General features: G+C 38.0%; 12 protein-coding genes. 9 read left to right on the forward strand and 3 right to left on the reverse strand.

Going from position 1 to position 12,742, the window contains the following annotated elements; all coding sequences use genetic code 11:
• The 5 genes from CYTFE_RS0103670 to speA all read left to right on the forward strand — a co-directional run bounded on the left by CYTFE_RS0103670 (nt 1) and on the right by speA (nt 5,567).
• Nucleotides 1-237: a hypothetical protein gene (locus tag CYTFE_RS0103670; protein ID WP_027470713.1), complete on the forward strand. Its 237-nt coding sequence runs from the start codon at nt 1-3 to the stop codon at nt 235-237.
• Nucleotides 238-411: 174 nt separating this feature from the next.
• Nucleotides 412-1,614 (forward strand): saccharopine dehydrogenase family protein, encoded by a 1,203-nt coding sequence (locus CYTFE_RS0103675; RefSeq protein ID WP_027470714.1) that lies wholly within the window; start codon nt 412-414, stop codon nt 1,612-1,614.
• A complete protein-coding gene (nspC, locus tag CYTFE_RS0103680) occupies nt 1,593-2,762 on the forward strand; it encodes a carboxynorspermidine decarboxylase (protein ID WP_152541687.1) in 1,170 nt (389 codons plus the stop codon). Before CYTFE_RS0103675 ends, nspC begins: the two co-directional genes overlap by 22 nt.
• A gap of 9 nt (nt 2,763-2,771) precedes the next feature.
• Nucleotides 2,772-3,617, forward strand: a complete 846-nt coding sequence (gene speB / locus CYTFE_RS0103685) for an agmatinase (protein ID WP_027470716.1) — start codon at nt 2,772-2,774, stop codon at nt 3,615-3,617.
• A gap of 57 nt (nt 3,618-3,674) precedes the next feature.
• Nucleotides 3,675-5,567 (forward strand): biosynthetic arginine decarboxylase, encoded by a 1,893-nt coding sequence (gene speA / locus CYTFE_RS0103690; RefSeq protein WP_027470717.1) that lies wholly within the window; start codon nt 3,675-3,677, stop codon nt 5,565-5,567.
• Nucleotides 5,568-5,678: 111 nt separating this feature from the next.
• Here speA and CYTFE_RS0103695 read toward each other — a convergent pair whose 3' ends face one another.
• Together CYTFE_RS0103695 and CYTFE_RS0103700 are read right to left on the reverse strand one after the other, a co-directional pair.
• Nucleotides 5,679-6,377 (reverse strand): DUF3307 domain-containing protein, encoded by a 699-nt coding sequence (locus CYTFE_RS0103695; protein WP_027470718.1) that lies wholly within the window; start codon nt 6,375-6,377, stop codon nt 5,679-5,681.
• Nucleotides 6,367-7,062, reverse strand: coding sequence for a hypothetical protein (locus tag CYTFE_RS0103700; protein ID WP_027470719.1), 696 nt, complete (start codon nt 7,060-7,062; stop codon nt 6,367-6,369). Before CYTFE_RS0103700 ends, CYTFE_RS0103695 begins: the two co-directional genes overlap by 11 nt.
• Nucleotides 7,063-7,510: 448 nt before the next feature.
• On the opposite strand from CYTFE_RS0103700, the gene CYTFE_RS24835 reads away from it, so the two are divergent.
• From CYTFE_RS24835 to arsB, 4 genes are all read left to right on the forward strand, one after another.
• Nucleotides 7,511-7,867 (forward strand): ArsR/SmtB family transcription factor, encoded by a 357-nt coding sequence (locus tag CYTFE_RS24835; RefSeq protein WP_044212281.1) that lies wholly within the window; start codon nt 7,511-7,513, stop codon nt 7,865-7,867.
• 206 nt (nt 7,868-8,073) lie between these two features.
• Entirely contained in the window at nt 8,074-8,493 is a 420-nt protein-coding gene (locus CYTFE_RS0103710) for an arsenate reductase ArsC (RefSeq protein WP_027470720.1), read from the forward strand.
• 93 nt (nt 8,494-8,586) lie between these two features.
• Entirely contained in the window at nt 8,587-9,396 is an 810-nt protein-coding gene (locus CYTFE_RS0103715) for an arsenite methyltransferase (RefSeq protein WP_027470721.1), read from the forward strand.
• Between the two features lie 99 nt (nt 9,397-9,495).
• Nucleotides 9,496-10,518 (forward strand): ACR3 family arsenite efflux transporter, encoded by a 1,023-nt coding sequence (gene arsB, locus CYTFE_RS0103720; protein WP_027470722.1) that lies wholly within the window; start codon nt 9,496-9,498, stop codon nt 10,516-10,518.
• 76 nt (nt 10,519-10,594) lie between these two features.
• On the opposite strand, the gene CYTFE_RS0103725 is transcribed toward arsB, so the two are convergent.
• Complete coding sequence (locus CYTFE_RS0103725; protein WP_044262543.1) at nt 10,595-12,739, reverse strand: class I SAM-dependent methyltransferase; 2,145 nt, start codon at nt 12,737-12,739, stop codon at nt 10,595-10,597.
• Nucleotides 12,740-12,742: the final 3 nt, after the last annotated feature.

Genomic DNA, 12,742 nt, shown 5'->3' on the forward strand with positions numbered 1-12,742 from the left:
ATGAAGGATATTGTATTGAAAGGAAGTTCCGTTAAAAGAGAATTATGGATATTGCTGATTTCTTTTGGACTGGCTATGGTGGTGAATATATGTTCCATATTAATATATGAAACAGCATGGATTGAACTGTTCACATCCATGGGATTTGTGGCTATTTTAACTGTTGTATTTTATGTTTTAGCAGGGCTTTGTAGGTTACTGATAGAGGGACTAAGAACCTTGATTAAATTTATTTAATTTTTTTTCTCTTTCAGTTTTTTCATACCTTAATTTTATTACATTTGCCCGTCCTATTTTAGAAACCTGAAAAAATGAATGTAGGGTGTTGATAAATAGGTTTTTATGAGTGTTTTTTTGTGAGTGAGTTAAACGTGGTTCATTCCGTTTTTTACTTTTTTATATTTTAAAAAAATGAACAAGGTTCTTATTATTGGAGCTGGAGGGGTAAGTAATGTAGTAGTACATAAATGTGCGGCTCTTCCTGAGGTATTTGGTCAAATTATTTTGGCTTCACGTACCAAAAGCAAATGTGATATTATCGCTAAGTCGGTAAATGAAAAATTTGGAGTAGAGATTTTAACCGAACAGTTGGATGCGGATCAAACTGCGAATACGGTTGCTCTCATCAAAAAACACAGCCCTAAGTTGGTTATTAATGTGGCATTGCCTTATCAGGACTTGGTCATCATGGATGCTTGTTTAGAGACAGGTGTAGATTATCTGGATACAGCTAATTACGAGCCCAAAGATGAAGCTAAATTTGAGTATAAATGGCAATGGGCTTATCAAGATAAGTTTAAAGAAGCGGGCTTAATGGCTTTGCTGGGTAGTGGTTTTGATCCGGGAGTAACCAATATGTTTTGTGCCTATGCCCAAAAACATTTATTCGATGAAATTCATACCATCGACATTGTGGATTGCAATGGCGGTGATCACGGTAAAGCATTCGCGACCAATTTTAATCCAGAAATAAATATCAGAGAGATAACAGCCAGGGGTCGTTATTGGGAAGATGGGGAATGGAAAAGTACAGACCCTCTCGCCGTAAAGCAGGATTTTGATTTCCCTGGGGTGGGTGAAAGGAAAATGTATTTGATGTATCATGAGGAGATGGAATCCTTATGTCAGAATATTAAAGGTTTAAAACGCATCCGTTTTTGGATGACCTTTGGCGAGGAATATTTAACCCATTTACGTGTGATTCAGAATCTGGGTTTAAATAGAATTGATGAAGTAGATTATAAGGGACAAAAAATTGTTCCGTTGGAGTTTCTGAAAAGATTATTACCCGACCCAGGCTCGCTGGCTGCTAACTATACAGGAAAAACATCCATTGGCTGCGTCATTGAAGGCTTGAAAGATGGTAAGAAAGTGCGTAAATTTATTTATAATATTTGCGACCATCAGGAAACTTACAAAGAAGTGGGGTCGCAGGCTGTGTCTTATACCACAGGCGTGCCAGCCATGATAGGTGCCAAAATGATTTTGGAAGGTCATTGGAAAAAAGAAGGTGTTTATAATATGGAGCAATTAGATCCAGATCTTTTTATGGATGACTTGAATAAGTATGGTTTACCCTGGCATGTGGAAGAATGGAGCAGTTCGGTGGAATAAAGTTCTCACAGCAAGCGTTGGCTGATTTGCAAACGCCATGTTATGTGGTTAGTAAAACTCAATTGGAACGTAACCTACTGTTGTTGCAGCATGTGCAACAACAGGCAGGCTGTAAAATTCTATTGGCTTTTAAAGGTTTTGCCATGTGGAATCTGGCTCCTTTGGTACGTAAGTATTTACCAGGTACTTCTGCCAGTTCGGTTAATGAGGCCAGGTTGGGACGTGAAGTATATGGGGGTGAACTGCATGTTTATGCTCCTGCCTTTTCAGATGCAGACATGGCTGAACACCTTGCGTTAGCCGACCATATTGTTTTTAACAGTCCAGGTCAATACAAACGTTTTAAAGCTCTGCTGGAAAAGCATGATTCTATCAAAGCCGGCATTCGCATTAATCCTGAGCATTCAGAAGCGGATACGCCACTTTATGATCCCAGTGGTCGCTATAGCCGCTTGGGTACCACTCTTGAAAACCTGAAGAATCATTTGGATCACCTGGAGGGTATCTCCGGTTTACATTTTCATAATTTGTGTGAGCAAAATGTGGATGCCCTTGAGAGAACTTTGGCGGTGGTGGAAGATAAGTTTGGTTTTTTATTGCAGCGGTTATCGTGGATTAATTTTGGGGGAGGACACCATATCAGTCGTTCCGATTACCAAGTGGATCGTTTAATTCAACTGATCAAAGACTTCAAACGAAGGCATGCTTTAGAGGTGTACTTGGAGCCAGGTGAAGCCATTGCCTTAAATACAGGTGTTTTAGTTACTACAGTAGAAGATGTGATTATTAACGAAAAGAGTATTGCCTTGCTGGATACTTCAGTAACTGCACATATGCCCGATGTGCTTGAGATGCCTTACCGTCCACTTATTTTAAATGCCGATGAGCCCAATCGTAAAAAATATACTTATCGCTTGGGGGGTGTAAGTTGTTTGGCCGGTGATGTGGTGGGTGATTATAGTTTTGATGATGAACTTAAGGTGGGTGATCGATTGATATTCGGAGATATGGCTCATTATACGATGGTTAAAAATACTACTTTTAATGGAGTACGTTTGCCTTCTATGTATATTTATGATGAAGAAGCAGATCAGTGCCGTTTGGTGAAGCATTTTACGTACGAGGATTATAAAAATCGTTTGAGTTAGTAAGGGACAATGGATTACACTAAATATTTTTGTGGAGAAGATGGCTACTGTCTTGATTATAATAAGGCAGCTGTTGCCGTATTGCCTGTTCCTTATGATGGAACGAGTACATGGGTGAAGGGCTCAGATAAGGGACCGGCAGCGTTAATTGAAGCTTCAGGAACATTGGAAATGTTCGATATTGAAACCGGAAATGATGTTTCTAAAAAAGGTATATATACGCTGCCTCCGGTAATAGAAGACCGATCACCGGAAAAAATGAGTGAGGCGGTGGAACGTGCCATTACCCAACTATTGGGTGATGGTAAACTCCCTGTTTTAGTGGGAGGAGAGCATTCTGTGAGTATTGGTGCTTTTAAAGCCATGGCTAAGCGATATGAGAATATCACCTTTTTGCAGTTTGATGCCCATGCAGACCTGCGGGAATCTTACGAAGGTTCCGCATACAACCATGCCTGTGTGATGCACCAGGCCAAAAAACTGGCTCCTATTGTTCAGGTAGGTATACGAAGTATGTGCCAAGAAGAGCGTGTGTATGTTGACCCTGAGAAGATGTTTTTTCGTTATCAAATACGGCAAAATATGGATTGGCAAAACGATGTTATGGCGCAACTGAGTGGGGATGTCTATATTACGATCGACCTGGATGTTTTTGACCCTTCTATTATGCCATCTACAGGTACCCCTGAACCAGATGGACTGTTGTATCACGAGGTGCTTTCAATGATTCGAAAAGTTCAAACGCATTGTAACATTGTGGGTTTTGATGTGGTTGAGTTATGTCCCAATGAAAAAAATAAGGCGCCCGATTTTTTGGCCGCGAAACTTGTTTACCAAGTGTTAAGCGGAATTTAATGTGTTTTAAGCTCAATTTTAAGATTATATAATTTTGTTTTTTTTAAGATTACGGTGATGAGAAAATGGACTGTTGAAGACTCTAAAGAATTATACAATATAGAAGGATGGGGAACAGACTATTTCTCCATCAATAAAAAAGGTAATGTAACGGTTTGTCCGAACAAGGACAGCGTTCATATTGATCTGAAGGAGGTGATAGATGAGCTTCAACTTAGAGATGTAACCGCGCCTGTGCTATTACGATTTCCTGATATTCTGGATAATCGTATCTTAATGATGACCGAATGCTTTGATCGTGCAAAAAAGGAATTTGACTTTAAGGGCGATAGCTTTGTGGTTTATCCCATTAAGGTAAATCAAACCAATCATGTGGTTGAAGAGATTGTAAGTCATGGACGTAAATTTAATGTGGGACTAGAGGCCGGTTCAAAACCAGAATTACATGCAGTGATTGCCACCAGCGTTAACAATGACTCTATTATCATTTGTAATGGGTATAAAGATGAGGACTATGTTGAGTTGGCATTATTGGCTCAAAAGATGGGGCGAAATATTTTCTTGGTGGTAGAGAAACTTAATGAGTTGCTGATTATTGCGGATATTGCTAAACGACTAAATATCCGTCCTAATATTGGTATTCGTATTAAATTGGCTAGCTCGGGTTCAGGTAAATGGGAGAGCTCAGGTGGGGATGCAAGTAAGTTTGGATTAACAGCCAGTGAGCTAATTGAGGCCCTTGATTTTATGGAAGCCAATGGTTTAAAAGATTGTCTGCGACTGGTGCATTTTCACATTGGTAGTCAGGTGACTAAAATTAGACGTATTAAAATTGCCTTGCGTGAAGCCGCTCAGTTTTATGTTCAGCTGCATGGACTGGGGTTTAATGTGGACTTTGTGGATATAGGTGGTGGACTTGGGGTTGATTACGATGGAACTAAATCGGCCAATAGCGAAAGTAGTGTTAATTATTCCATACAAGAATATGTGAACGATGCCATTTCGAGTCTGGTTGATGCCAGTGATAAAAACGATATTTCTCATCCTAATATAATTACGGAGTCGGGTCGTTCCTTAACAGCTCATCATTCTATGTTGGTATTTGAAGTATTGGAATCTACTTCCTTGCCCCAATGGCCAGAGGAGGATGAGATTACCGACGATGATCATGAATTGGTGAAAGAATTATATAACTCGTGGGAAGTGCTGAACCAAACTAAGATGTTGGAAGTCTGGCATGATGCCCAATCGGTTCGGGAGGAAGCATTGGATAGGTTTAGTTTGGGATTGTTGGATATAAAAACCCGCGCTCAAGTGGAACGTTTGTTCTGGTCTATTGCCTACGATATTCATAAAATTACCCAAAGTCTGAAGCATATACCCGACGAGTTTCATAGTCTTCCAAAACTTTTGTCGGATAAGTATTTTTGTAATTTTTCCTTGTTTCAATCTTTACCAGATTCATGGGCCATTGACCAGATATTTCCCATTATTCCCATTCATCGTCATCAAGAAAAGCCAACTCGACATGCCACTTTGCAGGATATCACCTGTGATAGTGATGGAAAGATTGATAGGTTTATTGCTACGCGTAATTTATCGCATCACTTACCTGTTCATACCGTTAAAAAGGATGAGCCTTATTATATAGGAGTCTTCCTGGTTGGTGCATATCAAGAAATATTGGGGGATCTTCATAATTTGTTTGGTGATACTAATGCGGTTCATATTTCAGCCGATGAGCATGGTTATCACATCGACAAGATTATTGATGGGGAAACTGTTGCTGAAGTATTGGAGTATGTTCAATATAGTCCTAAGAAATTGGTGCGCGCCGTGGAAACATGGGTAACTTCATCGGTTAAGAGTGGTAAAATTTCTTTGTCTGAAGGAAAAGAGTTTTTGTCCAATTATCGTTCAGGACTCTATGGTTATACCTACTTGGAGTAAGTGTTTTTTATGGCGCTTCTGAATTTGTTTTTATTTTCTTTTGTACTCCTATGTTGTATGTGTTGTTTCGGTAAAAACACCGTTAAATGGTATTTATCGGTAAAAACACCGTTATTGTATGGTAAATTGAGTGATTAATATTCCGGCAAGCACTGCAAAACCGAAGCTTAATAGGGTACCTATTAGTATGTATTCGCTTTTTTGTGTACCATTAAATCGTAATATGGATTTGGCAGCTAGTATTAAACCCACTGCTGCAAATTGTCCTATCAGTATTAATGAAAGTACCAGTAAACGTTCAATGATTCCTATTAATTTGCCTGCATTGGGTAAACTATCCTCTTTATTGATGGAGTCTGAAATTTGTATTTTAGATATCTTTAAGATATTGCCAATGATGATATTGGTTGGTTTGGTTACAAATATAAAGCTGGCAATAGTGGCCAATGTCTTTATTTTCAGATCCAATAAAAACGTGACATTACCCCAGTAGGCGTATGCTACCGAAATGATGATTACCATATGAATGCCTTGATCCCAAAAGAAGAAATTTTTTAAAGGGTACCTTAGTTGGATCGTACTTTTGGCTATGTCAGTGATCAGGTGCAAGCTCATTAATAAAATAGCGGCTTTCCAGAAGTGTATATTCAGTGATGCTATGTAACTTAATACCCCAACGATGAGCACATGGTATATGTGATTCCAGGTAAGTGCTTTTTCGCCTTTTTTATCCGACATAGCTTGTGTCTGGAAAATAAAATCAGCTAGCAAATGTGCTATAAATAATAGGAGGATGAGCTTAATCTGCATGATTGAAATAATTTTCAAAGTAGTTTACTGCTTTCTCAATGGCTAGCCATCCGGCAGCAGTTGAATGTTGGCTAATGGTTGACTGGTATTTTTCTAATTTTGATGCGATTTCTTTTTCTGTATAGCCCAGTAATTTTAGATAAATGACTTCACTTTGTTTGGGAGAGAAACGTGTAAAAATCGTATCAAGCAATGCTAATATAACATCAAATTCGTTTTGTATTTTTTCATTGGAACTGCAAAAATACATGGTGTTCTTAATAACTACCTTTTGCTTATTGGAAGTGGAATATCGTTTAATTGCTCTTCCTGAGAGATAAATGGCTTCCCCATCAATAATTCCTTTTTCAGGCTTAAAAGTCTCTAGTGGAGCAATGGCAATGGCTAGCCTAATGCCATGTTCACTGAAGTGCTTTAAGCGTGTCTTATCCTTTTTGTTAATCTCCAATGAAAGAGATTTAACAAAAGCTTTTAACAGTAGAGCTATGCGAAGAGCAAAGGTGGGTTCGTTTAATGCAAATTCGATGTAATCGCCTTGTATAAGCCGTCCGTAAAATTTCTCATTCTTATATAATTCTCCTAAATTATCTATCAGTTTATGGATAGATTCCTCTAAATTTCGTTTTTCAATTTCATTTAGGGATGTGTAGGAAATTACATCTGCTGATATTGTTGCAAAATACATGATTCTTGTGTTTATCGGTAAATATACACATAAATATTATTTATCGGTAAAAAAACCGTTAAATTAACAATGTGTTATACATTGTCTTTTGCTAAGCGATCACGTTGCTTACTTTTTTATTGGTGCATCTTACGGTTGGCTAATTAGTCTTTGCAAGAAAACTCCAAATACTGTGTTATTCTCATTTTTGAAACAGTCATTTACAATCAGTAAACTTTTTGTTTTCAAAAATATCGAAAGCCTTGTCTTTGAAGCTTTCTTATCAAAGACAGAAAAAACAGTCGTTCTCTTGCAGCCACTAATTAGCGAGTAAGAGCTTAGTTACCTACATGTAATGTATGAAAATTTTTCTTTGTAGTTGTACGATTCATAAAAAAATAGGCCTCTGTTTGTTCGTTTTACGTTTTTATGTCGTATGTTTGCAACATACAACATAAAAATAGAGGAGATGATTAAAACGAATGTTTTTAGTGAAGAACTGCAGGAGCTGGCGCGTTTTGCCAAAGCCATTTCGCATCCGGCAAGATTAGCGATTCTGAAGTATCTAGCGGAAACCAAGACTTGTATTTCAGGTGATATTTCAGGTTCGTTACCTCTTAGCAGGAGTACGGTATCTCAACACTTGAATGAATTAAAAGAATTGGGATTGATACAGGGAACCATTGATGGATTAAAAGTTAATTACTGTTTGTGTAATACTGATATTAACAGATATCTTCTTTTGCTCGAAAGTTTTTTTGAGCCCATCAAATCGGTCAGTATTCATTGTGATACAAACCAGGTCAAAGAGTCGAATTCAAAATAAAATGTAGGAATAACTGGAGTATATCAAACGAGCTATGGGAATGGGTTCATACACAGGAGTATGGATCATTTTAGTGAGTTTCATATGGCCATTGAAAGATAAATTATAAACATATGAAACTGGCCTGGCCAGCGCAAATAATTGGGCACATGGGTGAATGATTGGAATTTGCACCGGCTAGTGACGTTTTGCTAATTTTTAAACGGATGAAAGTATTGATTTTATGTACAGGCAATAGCTGTAGGAGTCAGATGGCTCATGGCTTTTTGCAATCATTTGATGCAAATATTACTGTGTGCTCAGCGGGTACAGAAGCATCGGGTAAGCTGAATGCTAAGGCTGTTAAGGCAATGGCTGAAATAGGTATTGATATTAGTGGACATACTTCTGATTCGGTTAGTAAGTACTTGGATGAGGAATGGGATTATGTTATTACTGTTTGTGGTGGCGCCAATGAAGCTTGTCCTGCCTTCGTGGGAAAAGTAAAACATCGTTTGCATATTGGTTTTGATGATCCTTCTCATGCATTGGGTTCAGAGGAATTTATATGGAGTGAATTTATACGGGTACGTGATGAAATAAAAGCAGGTTTTAGAAAATTTTATGACGAACAAATTAAACGGTAAGTATGAAACGAGCCATGAGAATAGATTCACACACAAGGGGGTGATTGTTTTCGGTGAGTTACTTATGGTCTTTGAAAGATAAAATTTATATATATGAAAGCACAGGATTTAAAATTTGTTGTGAAAGAAAAATATGGTGAAATAGCTTCACAAAGTAAAAAACAAAATCAAAGTTCTTGTTGCGGCAGTACTGGTTGTAGTGATCATATGGACTATACTATTTTTAGTGATGACTATACTAAGTTGGCAGGCTATCGTCCGGAGGCTGATTTGGGATTGGGGTGTGGTTTGCCTACCCAGTATGCTGAGATAAAATCCGGTGATCATATATTGGACCTGGGCTCAGGAGCGGGTAATGATTGTTTTGTTGCGCGTACCATAATTGGAGAATCGGGACATGTAACGGGAATCGACTTCACCGATGCCATGCTGGAGAAAGCAAATAAAAATCTGCAAAAAACAGGATTTAAAAATATTGATTTTATAAAAGGTGACATTGAAGATATGCCCTTGAAGGATAATTGTTTTGACGTGGTTATCAGTAACTGTGTTTTGAATCTTGTTCCTGATAAACAAAAAGCTTTTGGAGAAATTTTTAGGGTGTTGAAACCAGGTGGTCATTTTTGTATTTCAGATGTAGTGTTGACAGGGCAATTACCTGAAAAAATGCAGCAGGCTGCCGAAATGTATGCGGGCTGTGTCTCGGGAGCCATTCAAAAGGAACATTATTTAAATATTATTACAGGGAATGGATTTACTCATGTTGTGGTAAAAAAAGAGAAGGAGATAGAGATACCTCAAAATATTCTTTTGAATTATATCTCGCAGGATGAATTGACGGATTTTAAAAAGAGTAAGGTAGGTATTTATAGTATAACTGTGAATGGAACAAAGGAAATTTAATTGGAGTATATGAAACGAGCCATGAGAATAGATTCACACACAAGGGGGTGATTGTTTTCGGTGAGTTACTTATGGCCATTGAAAGATAAATTTAGACATATGAAAAAGCAAATTGGATTCTTTGAAAAGTATTTAAGTCTTTGGGTTGCTATCTGTATTGCTGTAGGTATTGCTATTGGTGGCTTTGTTGGAGATGGAATTCAGGTATTGGCTAACATGGAGATTTACAAAGTGAATATTCCGGTTGCCATTTTAATCTGGCTTATGATTTACCCTATGATGCTACAAATTGATTTTTCAAGTATTAAAAATGTAGGAAAACGTCCCAAGGGTTTAATATTAACCCTGGTGGTGAATTGGTTAATTAAACCATTTACCATGGCTTTTTTTGCATGGATGTTTTTTTCAAAATTGTATGGGGCATGGATTTCTCCAGAGGAGGCAGGAGAATATATTGCCGGTGCCATTTTATTGGGAGCTGCACCCTGTACCGCAATGGTATTTGTATGGAGTTACCTAAGTGATGGGGATCCGAATTATACATTGGTACAGGTGTCAGTAAACGACCTGATTATTTTGGTGGCTTTTATTCCTATTGTGGGTTTGTTGTTGGGTATTACTAATATCACGATTCCTTACGATACTTTGGTGGCTAGTGTTGTTGTGTTTGTAGTGGTTCCTCTTTTAGCCGGGTATATAACCCACAAAATTCTGATTAAACGCAGGGGAGCTGAATGGTTTAAAAATGAGTTTCTACCAAAATTTAAGCCCGTGTCAATTTTTGCTTTACTGCTTACATTGGTATTATTATTTGCCTTCCAGGGAAGCATTATTGTGGAGAATCCTCTTATTATTCTTTTGGTGGCTATTCCATTGGTTATACAAACCTACTTTATATTTTTTGTGACTTGGTTTAGTGGCAAAAAACTAAGGTTACCTTATGCCATTTGTTCGCCTGCTGCCATGATTGGGGCAAGTAACTTTTTTGAGCTGGCTGTAGCTGTGGCTATTGCTTTATTTGGCTTGCAGTCTCCGGCAGCGATGGTTACCGTAGTAGGTGTTTTAGTGGAAGTACCTGTGATGTTATCGCTTGTGAAATTGGCCAATAAATGGAAATATTAGTATAATGGTAAGCGTAAACCTGATATTCTTTATTGAAATCAGGTTTACGCTTCTTCGCTTATTTTTTTATGTCTGTTTATTGCATGCTGGCATGATTCTCAACAAAGTGTTTTAACCTAAACAAACAAATTAATAGATGTCCATCACGAAGTTTTGTACTGTGGTTCAATAGGCTTTCCATGGATATCCAATGCAATTCTTTAGAAGGAGAATCTAAGGTAATGACATAAGGGTACACCTGTTCGGGGCTGGCTCCCGCACATGGTATGTATTTTTCTCCAAGTTTTTGCATGGATTCAATTTTACAATTGAACATTTTTTTTGCAGAGATATAACGCTTCATCTCATATAGGTTTGTAATCTCCTTGGGTAGACGATAAGCTGGTGCTGTTAAAATAGTACTATTGCCTTCTTTTAACTGCGGAACAGGTAGTTCTCTTTTTTCAATACCTAAATAAATCTTGTTGTTAAAAGAAAATACAGGAAGGGTTACTATAGTGTTTGAACTAAGGTGTTGTGGTTCAATGTATTCAAGAATCGCTTCGCTATCTTCTTGTTGGTATTCATAAAACTTTGCACGCTTATGTACTAAAAAGTGGGCGGTACGATCACTCTTTTTATAGGGCTGCTTGGTTACTTGGGTGATTGTATCTATGTTTGATACAACAAGCTCCTGAGTTTTTTGAATTTGAATTTCTTCATTTAGCCATTTGCCCAAGGGTTTATTGAGTTTATTTAATAAACGATAAAGCCCCAGTTCTAGTCGAGCCTCAGGAAGTGCACCAACTTGTGCCGATTTTAGAAGTTGCAATGCATCATATTCGATGATTTTTCCGGATTCTTTAAAGCCTGAGAACGAACCTAAGCTTTTGAGTGTTTGGGGAGTGCTTGATATTTCAATGGAATAGGAAACTACACATTCATTAATGCCTCCCGGAGAGGTATAAAATTGGAGTTCTTTGGATAGTTGCTGTACCTTATCTTTCTTGATCCCGGTTCTTTCTGTTAAAATATCTTTGATATGATCAGCAGTGATATGCTTGTTGGTGGAACCTGTGATGCCTTCAATGATATAACCGCTATATCGTTTGTTATCAAGTATCCTGGAGAGTGTATTGATGATTGGGCGGGGGTAATTGTGTTTGGCAATTATCTTAATGTTTTCCTTGTCTATATAATAGGGGAGGAGGTCGATAACCGAACCCGGGCGATTGGCCAGGTCAAATATGGCATGGGTTTCCTCATGCACATAAGAATGTAACTCTAAAAAACTGTTGTTTTGAACCGGCAGCTGGCGGGCAGCCTTGAGGAGGGTACCCTTATTGATAACCTTTTCTGCTGCGATTACATAATTGGTAGGAGGGGTACTGATGACTTCGCCCTGGGCATTGGTGAGTTTAAATTTTCCTTTGTATCTGTTGTTGATAATCCACGCATTGTATATGGGTTGCGATACGATAGTTCTCATACCAAGAGAGGCCATTACATTTTCAAATTCTTCCTGATTAAAGTAGCCATATTCTTCCTGTAATTCAATTTTCCAATCCTTTAAATAATCTTTTCTACGGATGAATTCAACGGCATCAGGGAAGCTTAATTGATAGCTAGGCTCATTGTTTTCTTCTATTTTTTTTAAGGGGAATCCCCGCTCCTCAACGGTAGATAAAGACCTGGCATCACGTGCAAATTGCTCCAGTAGCTCGGCATCAAAATGACCTTGTTTATTATTCGGAAAATGAATGAAGATATCTTCATTGTCAGGTTTTACAAAATCACGAATCACCAATACGCCCTCTTCACAAAGAAGCTCAGCTTGCCTTTTAAGTGTTAAATATGCTTTTTGTGGTGCATAGTTGTTAAAAGAGGTGATGTGATGAATAGAGGAGCAATTGAAGAAGCCGCATATTTTTTCGGAGCTCAATGTTTCCAGGGTTTCTCCGTCATCGGCTCTAAACTCTAGGTTGGGTAAACTGTATTTTTCTCTGGCTATCTCAACCATCTTAGGGTTGATATCGATGCCAATTATTTTTGTTTTAGGGAATAGTAATGCCAGTATGTATGAACTAGTGCCAGAAGCCATCCCTACGTCTACGATGGAATGGCCTTCTTTTTCGGAGAAATAGGCACTGGCCGAAGCTACTTTTTCAACAATAATAGAATCCATTCCGGCCAGATATCTTTGGTATTTACTTTTGTCACCTCTATCTTGATCTGCATACATAAT

Source organism: Saccharicrinis fermentans DSM 9555 = JCM 21142, assembly GCF_000517085.1.
Lineage (GTDB): Bacteria > Bacteroidota > Bacteroidia > Bacteroidales > Marinilabiliaceae > Saccharicrinis > Saccharicrinis fermentans.